This is a genomic window from Psychrobacter sp. AOP30-A2-5 (assembly GCF_052378115.1).
Taxonomy (GTDB): domain Bacteria; phylum Pseudomonadota; class Gammaproteobacteria; order Pseudomonadales; family Moraxellaceae; genus Psychrobacter.
Map to the genome: position 1 here is coordinate 48015 of NZ_JBQSXK010000003.1, position 20045 is coordinate 68059.

14 protein-coding genes and 1 pseudogene are annotated in these 20045 nt (G+C 43.8%); 10 read left to right on the top strand and 5 right to left on the bottom strand.

Annotated features, from left to right (window positions below; translation table 11 throughout):
* Positions 1-288 precede the first annotated feature (288 nt).
* From ACT3S4_RS03865 to ACT3S4_RS03875, 3 genes and pseudogenes are all read left to right on the top strand, one after another.
* On the top strand, positions 289-1575 hold the full coding sequence (locus ACT3S4_RS03865) for an aspartate kinase (RefSeq protein WP_087814157.1): 1287 nt from the start codon (positions 289-291) through the stop codon (positions 1573-1575).
* A gap of 369 nt (positions 1576-1944) precedes the next feature.
* Positions 1945-2112, top strand: a pseudogene (gene csrA, locus ACT3S4_RS03870) (carbon storage regulator CsrA); the annotation flags it as partial.
* Positions 2113-2235: 123 nt separating this feature from the next.
* Entirely contained in the window at positions 2236-2610 is a 375-nt protein-coding gene (locus ACT3S4_RS03875) for a HopJ type III effector protein (protein ID WP_045445094.1), read from the top strand.
* 87 nt (positions 2611-2697) lie between these two features.
* Here ACT3S4_RS03875 and ACT3S4_RS03880 read toward each other — a convergent pair whose 3' ends face one another.
* Complete coding sequence (locus ACT3S4_RS03880) at positions 2698-3009, bottom strand: YeaC family protein (protein WP_201604723.1); 312 nt, start codon at positions 3007-3009, stop codon at positions 2698-2700.
* Between the two features lie 68 nt (positions 3010-3077).
* The gene (locus ACT3S4_RS03885) at positions 3078-4082 is read right to left on the bottom strand and encodes an NAD(+) kinase (RefSeq protein ID WP_444760495.1); all 1005 of its coding nucleotides are present in this window, start codon (positions 4080-4082) and stop codon (positions 3078-3080) included.
* 299 nt (positions 4083-4381) lie between these two features.
* On the opposite strand from ACT3S4_RS03885, the gene ACT3S4_RS03890 reads away from it, so the two are divergent.
* Positions 4382-5104 (top strand): Bax inhibitor-1/YccA family protein, encoded by a 723-nt coding sequence (locus ACT3S4_RS03890; protein ID WP_045445091.1) that lies wholly within the window; start codon positions 4382-4384, stop codon positions 5102-5104.
* 219 nt (positions 5105-5323) lie between these two features.
* On the opposite strand, the gene ACT3S4_RS03895 is transcribed toward ACT3S4_RS03890, so the two are convergent.
* Positions 5324-8104, bottom strand: coding sequence for a heavy metal translocating P-type ATPase (locus ACT3S4_RS03895; RefSeq protein ID WP_444760496.1), 2781 nt, complete (start codon positions 8102-8104; stop codon positions 5324-5326).
* A 480-nt stretch (positions 8105-8584) separates the two neighbouring features.
* Between ACT3S4_RS03895 and mrcB the strand changes: the two genes are divergently transcribed.
* The 6 genes from mrcB to purH all read left to right on the top strand — a co-directional run bounded on the left by mrcB (position 8585) and on the right by purH (position 16807).
* Positions 8585-11062, top strand: coding sequence for a penicillin-binding protein 1B (gene mrcB / locus ACT3S4_RS03900; protein ID WP_109590361.1), 2478 nt, complete (start codon positions 8585-8587; stop codon positions 11060-11062).
* Positions 11063-11097: 35 nt separating this feature from the next.
* Positions 11098-11901 (top strand): tetratricopeptide repeat protein, encoded by an 804-nt coding sequence (locus tag ACT3S4_RS03905; protein WP_250162169.1) that lies wholly within the window; start codon positions 11098-11100, stop codon positions 11899-11901.
* A gap of 122 nt (positions 11902-12023) precedes the next feature.
* Positions 12024-12950, top strand: coding sequence for a 50S ribosomal protein L11 methyltransferase (prmA, locus tag ACT3S4_RS03910; RefSeq protein WP_201501574.1), 927 nt, complete (start codon positions 12024-12026; stop codon positions 12948-12950).
* Between the two features lie 196 nt (positions 12951-13146).
* Complete coding sequence (locus tag ACT3S4_RS03915) at positions 13147-14439, top strand: DUF3426 domain-containing protein (protein ID WP_201559841.1); 1293 nt, start codon at positions 13147-13149, stop codon at positions 14437-14439.
* Between the two features lie 275 nt (positions 14440-14714).
* A complete protein-coding gene (gene fis / locus ACT3S4_RS03920) occupies positions 14715-15074 on the top strand; it encodes a DNA-binding transcriptional regulator Fis (RefSeq protein WP_087816165.1) in 360 nt (119 codons plus the stop codon).
* Between the two features lie 152 nt (positions 15075-15226).
* Positions 15227-16807: a bifunctional phosphoribosylaminoimidazolecarboxamide formyltransferase/IMP cyclohydrolase gene (gene purH / locus ACT3S4_RS03925; protein ID WP_201501576.1), complete on the top strand. Its 1581-nt coding sequence runs from the start codon at positions 15227-15229 to the stop codon at positions 16805-16807.
* Between the two features lie 202 nt (positions 16808-17009).
* Here the strand turns inward: purH and ACT3S4_RS03930 are convergent, their stop codons facing one another.
* A complete protein-coding gene (locus tag ACT3S4_RS03930) occupies positions 17010-18884 on the bottom strand; it encodes a SurA N-terminal domain-containing protein (RefSeq protein ID WP_201559842.1) in 1875 nt (624 codons plus the stop codon).
* Positions 18885-19267: 383 nt separating this feature from the next.
* On the bottom strand, positions 19268-19540 hold the full coding sequence (locus ACT3S4_RS03935; protein ID WP_045445077.1) for an HU family DNA-binding protein: 273 nt from the start codon (positions 19538-19540) through the stop codon (positions 19268-19270).
* Positions 19541-20045 lie beyond the last annotated feature (505 nt).

A 20045-nucleotide genomic window follows, 5' to 3' on the forward strand; every position in this document is an offset into this window, starting at 1 on the left:
CTACTACGCATAAGATACGCGATTGGTTATAACGGTTATAACCAATCGCCATGTATCTAAGCGCTACGGGCACTTAACGTTGTGACGTAGATATGATATAAAGGTCAACGTTTATATGCATCGTGCGTGCATTACCTAGTCAGCACTACTGAATACATAAACGAAAAGCATGGGCGCAATTCTTATAATACGGCTTTATCTATACAAGCATTGATTGAGCGTCACATCCGCATATTGGCTCTCATTGATGATAATAAAAGGCCATTAATGAATAATAGGTAGATTTTTATGGCGTTAATAGTACAGAAATACGGCGGCACCTCGATGGGCAGTATCGACCGCATCAAAAACGTCGCCAAACGAGTCAAACGCTGGCATGACAACGGTCATCAAATAGTTGTTGTGGTCTCTGCCATGAGCGGCGAAACCAACCGTTTGATTGATCTGGCGCGCCAAATTAGCACTCAGCCTGATCCCCGTGAATACGACCAAATGGTCTCAACCGGTGAGCAAGTTTCTATCTCATTGCTTGCTATGGCGATTAAAGAGCTTGGTGTAGGCGCCCGTTCATTTACTGGTCGTCAAGTCGCGATTAAAACGGATAATGCCCACAATAAAGCCCGTATCGAAAGCATCGATGACAAAAATATCCGCGCGCAACTCGATGCAGGCAATGTCGTCATCGTCGCAGGCTTTCAAGGTATTGACGACGAAGGCAATGCGACCACATTAGGGCGCGGCGGCTCTGATACCACAGGTGTCGCTATTGCTGCTGCCTTGGGTGCTGATGAATGTCAGATTTATACCGATGTTGATGGCGTTTATACCACTGACCCTCGTGTGACCTCAAAAGCCAAGAAACTTGAAAAAATTACCTTTGAAGAAATGCTAGAGATGGCAAGTCTTGGCTCTAAGATTTTACAGATTCGTTCGGTAGAATTCGCCGGTAAATATGGTGTACCACTACGCGTATTATCTAGCTTTGATGAAAACAACGATGGTAGCTTCGACCAAGAATTTCAAGACAATGTCGGCACCCTAATTACGATAGACGAAGGAGACAATATGGAACAGGCAATCATCTCAGGTATCGCTTTTAATCGAGACGAAGCAAAAATAGTCGTGCGCGGTGTACCTGATCATCCTGGTATTGCCTCTGCTATCCTAAGCCCGATTGGTCGTGCCAATATCGAAATTGATATGATAGTGCAAAACCTCTCTACCAACGGCACCACCGACTTTACTTTTACTGTTAACCGTACTGACATGGACAAAACCATGAAAGTACTAGAGAATGAAGTCAAAGATGAGATCGGTGCTAAAGAGATATTGGCTAATGATGAAGTCGTTAAAGTCTCTTTAGTCGGAGTCGGCATGCGCTCTCATGCTGGTGTTGCGAGCCTCATGTTCCAAACCCTTGCTGAAAACAATATCAATATTCAAATGATATCAACCAGCGAAATCAAAGTGTCTGTCCTTATCCAAGAACAGTATTTAGAAAAAGCCGTTAAATCACTACATACCGCATTTGGTCTGGATCGTGAAGATGGCGAAAGTAAAATCGCTGGGCTATAACTTATTTTAAAACGCTTAAAATAATCGATTTAGCATCAACAGTTATGCATTAAATCAGTATCACTTACTTTCAACAATGTATTAAATTAAATAGGGTCTTTTTAGATCCTATTTTTATTTTTTATTATTGCTAGGGTAACTATTTACCCAATAGTTTTGTGAAAACCCGTGACAGTCTCTGTTATGCCCCCTATAATGGGGCTTTCATTTGGGCTAAATGAATCTACCTATCATTACCGCTATTGGCACAATAGTAAGCATTGTGGTTGTCATTGATACATTGTTTTTCTAGTGCTGAGGTAATGTCCTGCAATTGAGAAGTAATCTGATGAGTAATAATTTGTTGATGCGACATAAGGAGTGTGACGCATGTTAATTTTGACACGCCGCGTGGGCGAAACGCTAATGATTGGTGATGAGGTCAGTGTGACCGTCCTAGGTGTCAAAGGCAATCAAGTACGTATCGGTGTAAATGCACCGAAAGATATTGCCGTACACCGCGAAGAGATTTACCAACGTATTCAGCATGAGCGTTCTGTACAGTCGCAAATGCAACATCTTGAGCAAGGCAATTTTGCGCCTTCATTTGATGACGAAGACTATTTCAATCGCTAAGTTACATACTTTCACTTTTTTAATCTGCTCTGAGGTCATTTATTTATGAGTATCCGCCAATCAGATGTATCGGCTCTACTTAATGGTTTGGATAAAAAAGCCATTGGATTCAATGATGTCATCAGTTTTATTGATGATTTTTATCGCTACGCACCTGCCCCGTTTGTGAACGGCATGGTACACAATGCAGCTGGTGAAAATGAAGGTAGTGCGAAAATTTTTGGCTTTGCCAAGCACCATGGTTTGAATCAATTGGACACGCTAAAACTGTTTGGCGAGCATTATGCCAAAGTTCAAGCAACTCCTAACGGTACTGACCATGCCAATATCCGCAACTTTTTACATTGGGGCTGGCAAGGGTTTTTGATGCAAAAAAACCCATTAACGGTTCGCCCTAGTGTTGATACGACGGCGCTTTAAAAAGTTATTAAATAAGAAAAGGCCACGCTGATTAGCGTGGCCTTTTCTTATTTGCTTCATTTTTTATCATAAAACTTAGCCATCAGCCTATTTATCACGAAACTTAACCGGTTGGACTGCGCCTTTCGGATTAGGCATGTTTGGATAATGATGCTCATGCTCGACATCACATTCTGCCCCGACGATAGAACCATCTTCTTTGACTGGCTTATGAATATAGCCTGTGCGCTCAGCAGGTGGTAGATGCTCGTGCTCCCACACCATCACCGCTTGCATACAGGTTTCGCGCTGCTCAGCGGTCAGCTTGCGGCCATCAGGCCACTTACCCAACTCAATCGCCATGCGGAACTTATCCACCACTTCTGGTGTTAAACTTGCTAATATCGTTTGCTTATCCATCCTGCCTACTCTCCACCACTATTTTTTATAACATATTTTATATAACGTTTTTTATATAACAGAGACACTTATTCATCGTCCATAATATCATCATCCACGTCAAGACTGAATTCCTCAGCATGGACGTTCCAGTGCAATTTAGTGCGACAAGCTTCATAAAAATCAAACCCTGGTGGGTGCAATAAAGTAAGCTTATCTGGATGCTTACGAATATAGAGCCGTTGCTCTTGCTCAAGTGGCACGCTTGGCTTACCGTCGGCACTGACCATCGGCTGAGTGCGATTGTCTTCGTGAATGCGAATGCACACTTCGCTATTACCGCTCACCACAATCGGTCTGCTAGACAGGGTATGTGGATGCATAGGCACCAAACAGATAGCATCCATACTCGGATGGATGATGGGACCGCCACCAGAGAGTGCATAGGCCGTTGAACCGGTAGGCGTTGCTGCAATCAAACCATCGCTATGCTGACGGTAGACGTCTTGACCATCGATTTTCATCTGAAAATCAATCATATGTACCGATTTTCCCGCATGCAATACGATATCATTGAGCGCCATATCTTCATGAATGATAGTGCGCCCTTCTCGTATCTCCATCGTCAATAGAAAACGATGATCCAGCTGATAATCACCCATCAGGACTTGGCGCAATTTAAACGCCGCTTCATCAGGTTTTACATCCGCTAAGAAACCAAGCCGACCACGGTTGACGCCGAGCACGGGTACACGGTAGCGTGCCAACGCTTCAGCCGCGTGCAATATCGAGCCATCACCGCCAACAACGATGACCAAATCACAAATCTCGCCGATTAGACTACGCTTAACGATTTTGACCTTTTCAATCTCAGTGAGGTTCAAAGTGGGCAAGTTCGCCGTCTGCACGTCCATAATCAATGTGAGATTCATCTCGTTGACAGTCTGGGCAATTTGCACCAAGCTTTGAGTGACACTGCGTTTACCAGCGCGGCCCATAAGCCCAATACGCCTAAAAGCAGGGTTTTTGATAGCGTGGAACAGCTCTGATTCATGTAAGTGCGGCAATCTTGCGGATTGCGCTGAGTTTTCCATAAAACGACTCGGCATAACGGTAAATTACTCGCCAATGATAGCGATAAACGAGCGTTTAGACTAGCATGTTTATGAATTATCGTTGTTAACTGTCGTAATCAACCCCATATAAAAACCATCGCACGTTACTCTTAAACGTGTTTGTTTAGCTAGGCAATATGCCAAAATACATCAACTAATAATAGCTCTATAAGGTCTTGAGGCCTTGATGGCTGTCACGTAAACACAGTTGACAATAATGGCTGTTTTGCTAAAGTAGCTAGCATCACTATTATTTATATTTTATTAAGGACAACTTTATGGCCAATCCTATTGTCAGTCGCGCAGAACTTGCGATCGGCGGTAAGCCAATGACGGTCAAAGGCGTGATTCAAAAGACCAGTCTATTACTTGGATTATCTGCGATCACTGGTGTGGGCTTTTTCTTTTATGCCCTTATGGCAGGTTTGTCGCAAGGCTTTATCACGATGGCTGCCTTCGGTAGTATGTTTGCTGCTTTTGGTCTCGCGCTTTTTATCACTTTTAAACCACACAAAGCCAAAACCTTTGCGGTGCCTTATGCACTGTTAGAAGGCATATTTTTAGGCGGCATCTCGCTGTTCTTTATGCGGATGTATCCGAGTGTACCAGTGACCGCTATGTGTGCCACTTTTGTGACGGCAGCCGTTATGCTAGGGCTATATCGCTCAGGTCTGGTCAAGGTGACTGAAAAGTTCCGCTCAATTGTGACTTCAGCATTGATTGCAATTATGCTGGTTTATGTGGCGCAATGGGTACTTTCTTTAGCGTTTGGTTCAAGCTTACCTTTCTTGTTTGAAGGTGGCGCTATCGCTATCGGCTTTAGCTTATTTGTGATTATCATCGCCTCTTTTACGCTTTTACTAGACTTCGATAATATCGATCGCGGTGTGGCGATGGGTGTCTCTGAAGACTACGAATGGTTATTTAGTATTGGTATTCTTGCCACGCTCGTATGGATGTACATTGAATTTATGCGTTTGCTTAGCTACCTACAAGACTAATCTAAAAACCAGTTAATCATTATTTAAATCAGATCGTTATTTAAAAAAAAACCGCCTTAGCTATGTATATAGTTAAAGGCGGTTTTTTTATGGGTAAAGTTAAATACTTATAATAGACATACTGTTTGGAAAAATGTGAGCAGCAAGGAATATGAGTTTCATTACTACATTAGTAGGCTAAGTGAGTTTGACGCAGCTAACCGTTTTTTTGAATGGGTATCAAGCGCGTTTTAAGCGCAGCGCATTTAAGACCACAAACAACGAACTTAGTGACATACCAATAGCAGCCAGCCAAGGTGGCACATAGCCTAACGCCGCTGGTATTAGCACACTGCCATTATAAATCAGTGCCCAGCGGAAGTTTTGTTTGATAATACGTTCTGTTTTATCAGAGATACGCTTAGCCGCAGTAATAGCGTCGATTTGACCATTTAATATAATACTGTCACTCGATACTTGTGCCAAATCTGCCGCCCCCGCAATAGAAGTTGAGACATCTGCTGCTGCTAGCACTGGCGCATCATTGATACCGTCTCCCACCATCAACACTACGCCACCTTCCGCCTGTAGCTTTTGAATGTGAGTGACCTTGTCCGTTGGCGACAGACCATTGTAAGCAGAATGCATTCCTAAACTTTCAGCCAATACCAGCGCTTGCGGGCTTGGGTCACCAGTCAACATAACTGTCTCAATACCCAACTCTTTAAGCGTATCGAGCATGGCTTTGGCACTATCACGCACCTTATCATTGAAATAGAAACATGCCAGCGCTTGCCAAGTGACCGAATCATTTTGTTGACAAGATAAAACCACCGCTGAGCTGGCGCGCTGTGATACTAAATCAATGACCATATCATTATCAGCATCGTTTAACGCAAAATCCACATGACCAATTCGATATAATACGCCATCAATCATTGCCTCTACACCGCCTGCTGGATAATGCTGTAAGGCTTGCGTCGATGGCAAATGCAACTGATAGGCAGCGGTAAGCAGCGCATGTGCAATAGGATGACGGCTCCCTACTTCTAGAGCCGCAGCGATTGCTAATAGCGTATCTTTTTGCTCATCTGTAGCCGTTGCAATATCATTGTCTTTAAGCAGCTCAATATTTAATAAATTCGGCTTACCATAAGTGAGCGTGCCTGTTTTATCAAAGGCGACATGAGTGATTTCAGCGAGCGTTTGTAGCGTATGTCCACGCGTCGTCAAAAAGCCATAGCTTGCCAGTCGATTGGTCGCGACCGTCAGCGCAATCGGCGTCGCTAAAGACAGTGCACAAGGGCAAGTCGCGACCAATACCGCGACCGTAGCCCAAATCGCTTGGCTTGGGTCAACGATATACCAACCAATGAACACCAAGACAGACAACACCAAAATACGCGCCACAAACCATCGTGCCAGCTTATCGGCCTGCTGCGCCAGTTTGGGCTTTTCACTCATGGCACGGTTCATCAGCCGATCAATCAAGCCCATTTGGCTGTCTGCTGGCAATGCTGTGACCAGCATCTCAAAAGGTTGACTATCGTTTTGTGCACCGCCGACGATATAGTCACCTTGGCTCTTGATAATCAAGTCGCCCTCACCCGTCAATAGGCTTTGCGACACGGTAGCAGTCTGACTCAGCAAAATACCATCGCTGATGATTTCAGAGCCAGCTTCAACTAAAATGATATCACCCACTTGCAAACTATGGGCGGTGACCATTTGTTTTTCTTTTGCCTCATCTGCTGTTGTTGATATGGCTGATTGTTGAGTACGCGTGCGTTGCCAGTCTTGTGCAATTTTTGATGTGAGTTGATGAACATTAACATCCATGCTTTGCATAAAATTAGGCGTTGGATTGGCTGATATGCTCGCCTCATTTGTATCCAAATTACTGACTTGATTACTCACGTCTTCATTTTCAGCTGTTTTCTCGAGCTCATTTTTCTTTAACTGCTGTAATATAAGCGCGGCGGCTTCTTTATCTTCCGCAATTTTTTGTACCAGTACTGGCTCAACCACGACCAAGTCATTAGCCATGGTGGCGGCTTTTAGGCGTGCATTATGCTCAATGTAACGCCCTGCCAGTAAAAAGAAAATAAACATGCTGACCGAATCGTAATAGGTTTCCCCTTGCCCAGTGATGGTGGCATATAGGCTCGCGAAAAAAGTCACAATCAGCGCGATACTGACGGGCACATCCATATTGACTTGACGGGCACGAATTGCCGACCACGCTGAGGTAAAGAACGGGATACCCGCATAGAAGAAAACGGGCGTACTGACAAATAAAGACACCCAGCGCAAAAAATCACGCTGAAATATTAGCATATCGCTGTATTCACCAAAATAGATGGCAACGGCATACATCATCGCTTGCATCGAGCCCAACGCGGCAATGCCAAGACGTATCAGCATTTGGTTGTTATGACGCGCCAGCATCGCCTCATGCGTATCTTGACGATAAGGCTTGGCTTCATAGCCGATTTCATTAATGGTGGCAAGAATACGGCTAATCGGCAGCTTATCCTCGTTCCATATCACTCGCATCCGCTGATTGGTCAAATTCACCTGACATTTACTGATGCCCTCTAACTCATCGAGACGCGACTCAATGAGCCAAGTACATGCCGCGCAGCGTAGGTTATTGACCGACAGTTCTGCAACCGACAGTCCGTCTTGAGCATAGACAAATTGTGATTTGATCTCGTCATGGTCATACGCCTCAAGGCGAGTCAACTGCGTCGGTAGACTTGCCGTGCGATTAATCTCTGAGCGGTCCAGATAATACTGCTCCAGCCCTGCCTCTACGATGCTTTGAGAGGCTAACTGACAGCCCATACAGCACATCTCACGCGGCTTACCCAATATCTTGGCATGGAACGGCGGCTGCGGTACAGGATCACCGCAGTGGAAACAGTGACCTGCGAGTGGCAGTACTAAACCTTCGATGATAGAGTTATCTTCATAATGCTGGCTGGTGGTCGATGCCATTGATGATGGGACATTGGACATAATCGCGCTTACTTCCTTTAGACAGGTTTGCTCGAACCTTATTCGCTTTAAGTAAACTTACTATCATTAACGAGACTCAACGCCTATGCAGAAGACCTATCTAAAACAGCTATTTTAAATAACTCTCAGCACGGCTCACAAAAAATAAAACAATAACAGTAGCGGTTAATTCATAAAAAACACATCGTTGGTGTGTCTCTAAACTGCTATCGTGCATGGCTATGTGACATGGTGACATGAAGCTAATATGACACTTATATGACACTTATATAACAATGATACTGCCAATCTAAAGCTTTTAATGCTTTGTTAGCAATGACCGTGTTTTAACAGAGATTATACTATAAGCAAGTGCTGTGAAGAGCATAACCACGCACAGCTTAAAATCAATGAATGCCTGCGTTGACGATGATAGATTGAAAAATTTGTCAATTTGCGTCATTATGAGGCAGTTTTTTATACCAAAATGGTGCGACATCAGTGCAAACATCCAATTCCAAGTTACCAAATACCAAGTTAACACAGTCCTCTAAATCTGTTAACCACACGCTCCCTTCACAGCAGCGTGGGTTGGTATTTAGTAGTCTTATCTTAATTGTCATTATTGCTGGCATGGTGCTCTTGGCGCTATATTTAATCAAACTTGATCGCACCATTACTCATAAGTTTGAGGGTAAGCGCTGGGATATTCCTGCTAAAGTGTATTCGCAGCCGCTTGAATTGTATCAAGGCGCGAGTGTCGACAAAGATACGATGAAGACATGGCTGGAGTTGCTGAACTATCAAAGCAACAAAGCTTATGATCGCACGGGAACTTATCATAGATCAGGTAATACCTACTTTATTCATACTCGCGGTTTTACTTATAGCGCCAACGATGTGGATAAAGAGCAAGTCATAAAAATGACCATTGCTGGTAATAAGATTGAGTCCGTACAAAGCACTTTGCCTGCCAAAAGCGGCATCATTCGCTTAGAGCCGGTGAGTATCGGTGGTATTTATCCTGACAGTAATGAAGATCGTTTGGTCGTCTCGTTAGATGAAGTGCCACAACCACTCATTGATGCGTTAATAGCCACGGAAGACCGTGCGTTTTATGAGCACAAAGGCGTCTCTATACGAGGCATTGCACGTGCCGTACTGAACAACTTCTCTGGTGGCTCTAGACAAGGCGGCTCGACCATCACTCAGCAGCTGATTAAAAACTTCTATCTCAATTCAGACCGTACGCTGAAGCGCAAAGCCAACGAAGCGTTAATGGCTGTATTGCTCGAGCTACATTATAGCAAAGATGAAATTCTACAAACGTATCTCAACGAGATTTATTTGGGTCAAAACGGCAACCGCTCTATTAATGGTTTTGGCTTGGCATCACAGTTTTACTTTGATAAACCACTGAATGAGCTGCGCTTGGATCAGCAAGCCCTGTTAGTCGGTATGGCAAAAGGCCCGAGTATCTACAACCCACGTCGCCATCCAAACGATTCAAAAGCGCGCCGTGACGTCGTGCTGGGCAACATGCTGGCCGTTGGCTCACTCAGTCAAGAAGACTATGAAAAAGCGCTAAAGCAGCCACTTGGTGTCGTGGACAAACCTGTCGAAGGCAAAAGTCAATTCCCTGACTTTTTGGATATCGTCAAGCGCGAGCTGAATACCGTGTACTATTCTGATGACCTCAAGAATGAAGGTCTTATCATTATCAGTACTTTAGACCCTATTGCACAATTAGCCGCAGACAAAGCAGTTGATAGAAAATTGGGTGAGCTGCGTCGTAACAGTAGCAAAACTAAAGACTTGCAAGGTGCTCTAGTGAGTGCCAATCCTGAGACTGGTGAGCTGGTCTCTGTAGTGGGTAGTGGCAGTGAATTTACCGGCTTTAACCGTGCGGTCGATGCCAAGCGCCAAGTGGGTTCTTTATTGAAGCCTATTATTTATATGACAGCGCTTGAAAGTGGGCGCTATAATCTTGCAAGCTCAGTCGATGACTCACCGATTACCGTGAATCTAAGCGATGGTACTAAATGGAACCCCAAGAACTATGACAATCGTGACCATGGTTATGTGCCATTTACCACCGCTTTATCAAAGTCTTATAACCAAGCAGCGGTACGCTTAGGTATGGAGTTTGGGGTCGATACCTTTGCCAAGCAGTTACAGCGCATGGGAATTAAAGAAAAAATACCACCCTACCCGTCAGCATTGTTAGGTTCTGTTAATCTTAGCCCAATGGACATGCTTGGTGTCTATCAAGTCTTTGCAACTGGCGGCTTCCGTACGCCTATTCATAGTATTCGCACCGTCATTGATGACCGTGGTCGTATTTTACAACGTACTGGACTCAACACTCAGCGTAGTATTCCGCCTGAAACCAACTTCTTAATTAACTATGCTTTACAAGATGTGGTCAAAAACGGTACTGCCAAACGCGTGCAATCACTTGGTAGCAATCTAAATCTTGCTGGCAAAACAGGTACCACAAATGATTACCGCGATGCTTGGTTTGCAGGCTACAGTGGCAACTATGTCAGTGTGGTTTGGGTTGGCCGTGATGATAACAAGCCAATTGGCTTAAGCGGCGGTACTGGCGCATTGCCAGTTTGGGTTGACTATATGAATCGCTTGAAGCTGACGCCTGTGGCTCTACCAGAGCCTGAAGGTATTGAATGGTTGTGGTTAGAGAACAACTCAGGCAAGCTGTCTAATGAGCGCTGTGCAGATGCACGCTATCTGCCTGTCTTGTCGGCATATTTACCAGAAGAAGCCAGCAGTTGCGCTGTCGGCTTATATCAACAAGATCGTGCTCGTGAACAAAACCAGCAGCGCCGTAGTGAAGGTTTAGAGATTCCAAATGGCGAAGCTGTTGATAGCGACAACCAAGAAAACAGTGATGGCTCAAATGGTAATGATGCAGAAAGTCGTGCCGATACTTGGTATGATCGTGCCGTTGAATGGTTCTAAAGTTATTTGTGAAACTTAAAAAAGGTCTCAACTTAATGTTATCTCTCAAGCAAACTGTATCAGCTAGGTCAGCCGTCATAACGCGGTCTATCAAAATCAAGCCAGCCAATACGATGCTGGCAGTCAGTGCTCTAGCTGGCATGTTGAGTTTGAGCGCTTGCCAGACTGCGCCGACTGCATCTACCGCGATAAAAACGGTACCGACTCAAACGCTGCCATCATCGCATACAGCTAAAGCCTCCATAGCGACTGTGACGCAAACGCCCATTGTCAGAACAGAGGACGACTACCCCATTGAGCCTTATAATTCCTATGAACCAGCCGAAGCAACCAATCCGTTGACTCAAGAGACGCCTGTATTTACACCATCTAGTCCTGTGTTGACCCAACCTGATCCAGTTATTATCATACCTTCGCGTGATGACTACATCATCTCTGAGCCATCAGCACCGTCACACAACGAATTGCTAGAGCAGGCAAGAAAAAACTCGCAGCAACGGACACAGCAAGCTACCACCAACAATAGCAACCTGCCAGCATTTCGCAATTTGATGCAAGCAGGTATCAGTCAACTAAAAGCTGGCAAACTGACCAATGCTGAAAACAGCTTTACCCGTGCTCAGCGCCTAGCACCTAAATCTTCTGCGGTGTATTTCTATTTGGCACAAGTGGCATTGAAAAAGAACCAGCCGCGCAAGGCAGAAGCCATGGCACGCCGTGGTCTGAGTGTTTCTCAAGATACCAGTCGTCGCCGCGCGCTGTGGCAAATTATTTTGCAATCAGGACAAGCCCAAGGCAACGCTCGCGTCATCAGTGAAGCGAAGCAAGCCTTACGCTAATATCAAGACATACCGAAGTGAATAGAGACCAAGTTTATCATTTGGTCTCTATTCACTTTTTATATTATGCATACGCATCATTTATCCAAAATAGACATTTATTTTTAATTAAGGTTATCGTTATGGCATGGCAACAACTGCATTTACAATGTGAAAAAGCAAACGTCGATTTGGCTGAGGCACTGCTCCTAGAAGCAGGTGCATTATCCATCGCCTTAGACGACGCAGGTGACCAACCTCTATTTGAGCCCTTACCTGGTGAATCACCGCTATGGGATGAAGTTATCTTGACAGGGCTATTTGATGCGACCACCGATGCTGGCAGTCGTCAGGCAGTCGAGCAGCTCAGTCATGAAATCGCAGCACAAGTGCAAGCCACTCGTATCTGGCTCACGGCTGTAGATGATAAAGACTGGGAGCGCGAATGGATGAGCAATTACCATCCTATCGAATGTGCCAATAATTTATGGATTGTACCCAACTGGCTGACGCCGCCCAATCCTGAGGCGACTAACATTATTATGGACCCGGGCCTAGCTTTTGGTACAGGCTATCATGCCACTACCCGCTTATGTCTTGACTGGTTAACAGAACAAGATCTAAAAGACAAAGTGGTCATTGATTATGGTTGTGGTTCAGGTATTTTAGGCATCGCTGCTTTGTTATTAGGTGCACGCCACGTATATGCCGTCGATATCGACCCACAAGCAGTGCTGGCAACCAATCAAAATGCCGCACGCAATCACGTTGGGGATCGTCTGCAAGCGTTTTTACCAGAAGACTTCACTGACTACTGCGCACAAAATGATGTGTTACCTGTAGACGTAATCGTTGCAAACATTCTAGCCAAGCCGCTTATTGGCTTAGCGCCTTACTTCGCCACTTTAATCGCACCAAAAGGTCGCATTGTCTTGGCTGGTCTAATAGAGTCACAAACCGAACAGGTAACGGCGGCTTATCAACCTTATTTTGCGCTTGATGCAAAGCATGCTTTTACAGCGCAAGAAGACCAACATTGGCAGCGTTTATCTGGTACATTTACAGGCTAGCAACATTTAATTACATCTGTTACGATAGAGGGCAGTCAAATGTCATGCATTTGACGCCACTCTGTCCTTATTCATGATTTATGGACATTTACAGCTAATATTTAAAGCTGATACAAACGGCAGTATTAGCACTATAGGCAACTATTAGCGAGTGGCTAAGCGGTATTGATAACCATAATTTTTTGGATTCGACCCTATGACCACGCCCATAAAAACTCAGTGCCCTCATTGCCAAGCTTGCTTTAAAATACAGCAAACACAGTTGAATAAAGTAAACGCCACTGTTAGCTGTGATCAATGCCAACAGAGTTTTTTGGTCAATAAACATCTTATCCTCACTGCCGATGCTGTCAGTACTTCCACTATTCAAGAAAACACAACGACTGACACCAATACGCTATCCGATTCAAATGGACATTCTGCACAAACCGCTGACAATCATAATAAAAATCAACATGCAGCAGGCGCTTCTAAGTCACCACTCACTCCTCCACATTTAAAAAATATTTCATCTGATACTTTAATTGGGGACGATTTGATTCATGACGGCTTAATCTATGATGATATGGATAGCGATGAGCCAGAAGAAAGTGTTTTAGAGTATGATTCTCTAGATAGTATGGATGCTTGGCTGACTCAAGCAAGCAATATGAATAATAGCAGTTATACTTCTACAGCAGACAACCAACCAACAAGCAACCTCTCTAAAAAAACAGATAAAAACAACGCGTCATCAGCGAAAGTATCATCTGATGCGACAACAGAAAATTCCTCATCAGCACAAATGGCGCTCAGTTCAGCAGCCGCTAATGATATTCATGCCAATGTGGATGATACTGCGGACAATTCTTGGCTCGAAAAACTCCTAAAAGACCAAAATAAAAGCGAAGAGGTTCGACAAGACGATACCGACTTATCACAACTGTTGCTCGATATGGGTGTACCAATTAAAGATGAAGCATCAACCTCCGAAGAGCGTGTGAGAAAAGCACAAGCAAAGTTTACACCTACGCCGCAGAGACGTTCTATCGCATCCTTACTATGGACGCTAGGATGCTTAGTATTAGCACTGCTACTTTTTGCTCAATACGTCATTTTTAATCTAGAAACTTTGATGAAAAACCCAGTGCATGCAGAGCGCTTACAATCAGTATGTGCAGTGGCTGCCTGTAGTTTACCTAGTGCCGATCTAACAGCATTCACGATTACCAACCTTAATCATAAATCGAGTAAGATTAAGATGGATGGAAAGTCGAGCGATGTCAGTGCCACATTAAACAATCAAAGTGCCAAAGCACAGCTGTATCCGAATGTTAAAGTCAGCGTATACGGCGCAAATGATATGATTGGAGAATTCATCGCCACGCCAGCTGATTATCTATTAAGCAAGCAAAGCCAATTAGCGGCGAACAGTAGTCGAAACATATTATTTACCATCCCTGTTGCTAATAGACAAATTCGAGAAGTGACTATAAGTCCTCTGTATTGAATGGATAATTACCAACAAAATATTGTCTATCTATAAACAACCTTGTCTTTTAAAACTTCAATCGTCAGAAAAACGTAGACAGGTCGCAAGTTCAGTAGTGATGCAAGTGCGACCCAGCCAGTTATATTTTGTGGCAATGTTATAATAGTAAGCATATACCCTAGTCATACTGCTGCCAATATAAGGTTAATCTGTCAGCGCTAAACGATATTAATTTGATATAATACCCTGATATCTTATGGTTTGACTCTTTCCAATCCCAAGGACATTATCTTATGGCACCTCATGCACAGCATAATGCCAATCATTTTGCCACAAGCTCTGAGCATCCTGCCGATTATAGTACAGCTAACCATCATTCAACTCGTCATGTTGACTCCTCATTAGACAGCGATGCGAGCCAGCGTCATGAACCACTGCGCGTACATGTGGAGCGTGTGGTACGACAGTACTTCGCGATGCTAGGCGATGAGATGCCGACCGACTTGTATGAGCTTATTTTAAAACAAGTTGAAGAGCCACTATTATCGGTTGTCCTTGAAAAAACGCGAGGCAATCAAACCAAGTGTGCACAAATCTTAGGTCTGAATCGTGGCACTTTACGCAAAAAACTCAAAACTTATGACTTAATGTAGCATCTGCTATATGCATTTCTCTGTCTTTATTACCAATCATTATGTATGGCAATTTAACGTTATTGACGCTATCCACCATGATATGTCTGCAAAAATTGTCATTGTTACCTTGCCAGACGTTTACGTCAGGCTTTTTTTATGGAAATTTTCTTATGAGTACAACCCCACTTGCTCTATTGTCAGTCTCTGATAAATCTAATATCGTTGAATTTGCGCAAGGCCTTATTAAGTCAGGCTTTGGCTTACTGTCTACTGGCGGTACTTATCGTTTACTCACAGAAAACAATGTTGCTGTGACCGAAGTATCCGATTACACAGGTTTCCCTGAAATGATGGATGGCCGTGTCAAAACGCTACATCCTAAAATTCATGGTGGCATCTTAGGACGCCGTGGTACAGACGATGCCGTCATGAGTGAGCATGCGATTGAGCGTATTGATTTGGTTGTCGTGAATTTATATCCGTTTGCTGAAACTATTGCTCGTGCGGATGTCACCATGAACGATGCTATCGAAAACATCGACATCGGTGGTCCTACGATGGTGCGTTCTGCGGCGAAAAACCACGCTCATGTGGGTATCGTGACTGATCCAGCAGATTATGAGCGCATACTTGCCGCTTTAGGTGATGGCACCGAGCTGACACCTGCTTTGCGCTATGACTTAGCGGTTAAGGCTTTTGAGCATACTGCACAGTACGACGGAATGATTGCCAATTTCTTAGGTAGCCGTGTCAATGAAAGCCAGCAGCCTGAGAATTTCTCACGTACCTTTAATGTGCAGCTCGAAAAAGCACAGGATCTACGCTACGGCGAAAACCCACATCAAAACGCCGCTTTTTATACAGAAAACCATCCGCTAAAAAGCCAACAAGCTTCTATAGCGACTGCTAAGCAACTGCAAGGCAAGGCGCTGTCTTATAACAATATCGCCGATACTGATGCTGCTCTTGAGTGCGTGAAAGCCTTTAGCGCCCCTGCTTGCGTAATCGTTAAGCATGCCAATCCTTGCGGTGTCGCTGTGGATAACGATCAAGTAACCGCGTATAACACTGCCTTCAGTACTGATCCTGAGTCTTCTTTTGGCGGCATCATTGCTTTTAACCGCCCATTGACGTTAGTAGCTGCTAAAGCCATTATCGACAATCAGTTTGTAGAAGTTATTATTGCACCAAGCATCGAAGATGGTGTGCTTGAAGCGACAGCTGCTAAGAAAAATGTCCGTGTATTGGTGTGCGGCGAACTGCCAGCGCCAGATCAACGCGATAGTCAGCTTGACTACAAGCGCGTCAACGGTGGACTGCTAGTACAAGAGCAAGATCTTGGTTTGATTACAGCCAATGACTTAAAGATTGTCACTGATGTACAACCAACAGAAGCGCAAATCGCCGATCTATTATTCAGCTGGAATGTAGCAAAATACGTCAAATCTAATGCCATTGTTTATGCCAAAGGTCAGCGTACTATCGGTGTTGGTGCTGGTCAGATGAGCCGTGTCAACTCAGCGCGTATCGCTGCTATCAAAGCTGAGCACGCTGGATTGGCTACTGAAGGTGCTGTTATGGCATCAGATGCCTTCTTCCCATTCCGTGATGGCATCGATAACGCTGCCCAAGTCGGTATTGCTGCTATTATCCAGCCAGGTGGGTCTATGCGTGATGACGAAACCATTGCTGCGGCAAATGAGCATGGCATCGCGATGGTATTCACTGGTATGCGTCATTTCCGCCATTAAATTGTTCCGTATCACTTTGAATAGTAGCATTGATAGCAGTATTGAATTTTGTATCGCCATTAATGCTAAATCTTTATGATAAAAGTAATACTCATTAAAAAAGCCACTGTAGACAGTGGCTTTTTTATGCTTAAAACTTGAAAAGGTTATTCAGAAAGAATGACTAAGTAAGTATCTCAAGTTTTCCTTAATAGCTTTATTTCTAACGCCCTTGCGCGTTTGCTATATTGGCGTCATTAACTTCAACTTTATATACCAAGCGGAGATAATCCAAGTAATCTTGTAGCTGATCTTGCCCCAAGTTATCACGAATGATTGCAGCTGTTTGTGCTCTTTGCACATCAGATAATGGCGACTGCTCCTCTGTTTTAATACGATCACCGACCAACAAAGTCGCACCCATCTCAGTCTCACTGGCAATGGCAACGACGCCATTATTAGCTGCTTGCTGACTAAAGGCTAATCCGCGTTCTTTCTCTGTCAATAGAGTGGTTTGGCGATTAACTTCACCTAATGATTGAAAACGTACTGGCTGTTTATTGATATCAGCAGGCGTTTTAATACCAGCGGCTAGTTTCTTCGCCTCTTTTAGCGCCAATGCCGTTGCCTTTTCTTGACGTAATATCTGAGTAATTTTTGGCGTAGCAGCAGCTAAGCTAAGCGTTTTCGTAGGACGATAGTTGCTTGGCTGCACCCATACCGTACCGTTACCGACTTCGATACCTGCGGTTACTGCCTGATCTTGAATGGTAAACTCATCAAAAGCCTGCTTAATCACTGCTGGTTGTGATAGCTCCGACTTGTTGTTTTCTTTACGATAATCCTTGATACGTTTTAGCGTTACGTTCTCTTGCTGAGCGATGTCTTCGATACTAAAGCCATCTGCTGCCAAGTCATTAATCGCTGTCACTTTATCTGCATAGATTTCTTGACGCTTATATTCTTTCGCTTTTGCTGTCAGCTCTGCACGCATGCTTTCTAGGCTTGGGATTTTACTACCGTTATCTTCGGTTACAGTAAATATCTGATAGCCAAAGCTGGTCTTAATAGGTGCTGTTACATCACCCACACTTAAGCCCTCTAAAGCTTGCTCAACCGCTGCGGCATCATTACCAAATACAGAGGGATTAAAGGTGCCAATATCGCCACCTGTTGCTCCTGATGGATCATCTGACTCGGCTTTAGCCAATGCCGCAAAAGACTCACCTTTATCCAAGCGGGCTTTGATTTTGGCCGCTCTGGTCTTCGCGTCTTTACCCGTCAATAGGATTTGACTGATTTTACGTTCATCGACGACCGCTAACCCTTGCTTATAAGCTTCATATTGCTGCTGCAAATCCTCTGCCGTAACCTCATTCACTTGAATGGTTTTAGGACTTAATTGCAAATATGCCAAATCTACCATCGCCGCACTTTTTAGCGTATCTTTATTGGCATCATAATAGGCTTGTATATCGCCTTTACTTAACTTGACCTGATCTGCGTAATCTTGCCAATTAAATCGATGCAGCCAGATATTGCGCGACTCAAGTTGTAAGTCAATCAATTGACTGACCGCTTGCATGGGATATACTGCCGTGCCAACAATACTGGCATTGAGCTGGTCGAGGCTTAACTGGTTACGAAACTCAGCAAATAGCTGATCTTTAGTCATGCCTCGCTGGCGCAAGAAGTTTGAAAATTGGTCGTTAGAAAAATTACCTTCTGCGTCCTTAAAAATTTCTTCTTCACGCAACAAACGATTAATCGTGTCATCAGAGACTGTCATACCAAGCTTGCCCGCTTGCTGCTCCAATAGCGTACGATCAATGAGACCTTTGAGCACCTGCTCGTGCAACACATCTTCATTTAATAGACTGGCATCATCAACTTGTTCTAGTATTTCAGTACGACGGTTATTTACGGCAGTCTGATACTCGGACAACCCTACGCTTGCTTCACCCACCTGAGCGACTTGGTTGGGATCGACCCCGCCTCCAAAATAGCTTTCGACACCCAATAGAGCGAGCGGCGATAGGCATAAAATCAATAAAATGCGACCTGGCCAGCTTTTTAAGAAATCGCGCAATTTATCCATAGTTATCTCTGCTTTATAAACCTATATTGATGAAAAACCATTGTAATATTACTATTAATATCAATGCTATCTAAGCAGGCAATGGTAAGAATAAGAAAGTGTGAATTTGATATAGAATAACAAGACTGAGTAAAACGGCCTTATTTAAACAACGCATCTATCGCGCGCCCTATGATACGTGATTTTTGATGCAGACTCAAAATATTCACGTGGTATGATACAAACTATAGCGATAAAAAAAGCACCTAATATTTAGGTGCTTTCTTATGATTCATATTATAACTTCTCAGCCATACTATAAACCATATAGTACTTTACTAAGTAAATGCTGTGTTAATTCGTATATCACGTCGTTATACAGCATCCGTTTTTAATAAAACGGCTTAGTTTAAACGCTCTTTCAAGTTTTTACCCGCTTTAAAGCTTGGTACTTTACTTGCTGGAATGCTAAGCTCTTCACCCGTCTTAGGGTTACGGCCAGTACGTGCTTTACGGTCTTTTACGCTGAAAGTACCAAAACCAACCAATGAGATGCTATCGCCAGCTTCTAGCGCTTCACCAACACTTTCCATAACAGCATTCAATGCATCGCCAGCTTGGGTTTTGTTTAGGCCACTTTTGTCTGCGATGCTATCAATTAATTCTGACTTATTCATAAAATTTCCTTCAAGTTTAAGGGGGATAATAAACGCTCACGCCAAGCATTGTAACGCTCTCATAGCATTTAAGCAATAAAAACTGCCTGACTGGCGTATTAAAAGGTTTCGCTTTGTTATCGTCTTTATATCAAGGCAGCATAAGGAGCGCAAGCGATTTTACATATTTTTGCCTACTGTACTACGTATTTGACACTCAATGTTACGCAAAGCCTCTGCAACGGTCATAACTGCTAGTAACCTTGGCTTTTCCTAACTTCGACTTAGCGAGTCAACCTCTATACTGCCTTATCGTTCAAAGAGATGTCATCTCATACTGAGGCATCGCCAGTCATAAATATCTGTGTCCTTGTTGATTACCAAATTGTAAAGTAATAATTTTCCAACTGACAGAAACTAGCGTTACTTTTTATTATAAAGGCGTTACTATAAGCAAAATATCACTGCACCTTTTGGGTCAATTTTGACTCTTGTTTGTCTTTTGCCTCTAATTTGCCAAATATAA

What these genes read in the sequence shown, in the direction of transcription:
- ACT3S4_RS03865 (WP_087814157.1), top strand. Translation starts at nt 289, where the DNA reads ATGGCGTTAATAGTACAGAAATACGGCGGCACCTCGATGGGCAGTATC.
- ACT3S4_RS03875 (WP_045445094.1), top strand. Translation starts at nt 2,236, where the DNA reads ATGAGTATCCGCCAATCAGATGTATCGGCTCTACTTAATGGTTTGGAT.
- ACT3S4_RS03880 (WP_201604723.1), bottom strand. Translation starts at nt 3,009, where the DNA reads ATGGATAAGCAAACGATATTAGCAAGTTTAACACCAGAAGTGGTGGAT.
- ACT3S4_RS03885 (WP_444760495.1), bottom strand. Translation starts at nt 4,082, where the DNA reads ATGGAAAACTCAGCGCAATCCGCAAGATTGCCGCACTTACATGAATCA.
- ACT3S4_RS03890 (WP_045445091.1), top strand. Translation starts at nt 4,382, where the DNA reads ATGGCCAATCCTATTGTCAGTCGCGCAGAACTTGCGATCGGCGGTAAG.
- ACT3S4_RS03895 (WP_444760496.1), bottom strand. Translation starts at nt 8,104, where the DNA reads ATGTCCAATGTCCCATCATCAATGGCATCGACCACCAGCCAGCATTAT.
- ACT3S4_RS03905 (WP_250162169.1), top strand. Translation starts at nt 11,098, where the DNA reads ATGTTATCTCTCAAGCAAACTGTATCAGCTAGGTCAGCCGTCATAACG.
- prmA (WP_201501574.1), top strand. Translation starts at nt 12,024, where the DNA reads ATGGCATGGCAACAACTGCATTTACAATGTGAAAAAGCAAACGTCGAT.
- ACT3S4_RS03915 (WP_201559841.1), top strand. Translation starts at nt 13,147, where the DNA reads ATGACCACGCCCATAAAAACTCAGTGCCCTCATTGCCAAGCTTGCTTT.
- fis (WP_087816165.1), top strand. Translation starts at nt 14,715, where the DNA reads ATGGCACCTCATGCACAGCATAATGCCAATCATTTTGCCACAAGCTCT.
- purH (WP_201501576.1), top strand. Translation starts at nt 15,227, where the DNA reads ATGAGTACAACCCCACTTGCTCTATTGTCAGTCTCTGATAAATCTAAT.
- ACT3S4_RS03930 (WP_201559842.1), bottom strand. Translation starts at nt 18,884, where the DNA reads ATGGATAAATTGCGCGATTTCTTAAAAAGCTGGCCAGGTCGCATTTTA.
- ACT3S4_RS03935 (WP_045445077.1), bottom strand. Translation starts at nt 19,540, where the DNA reads ATGAATAAGTCAGAATTAATTGATAGCATCGCAGACAAAAGTGGCCTA.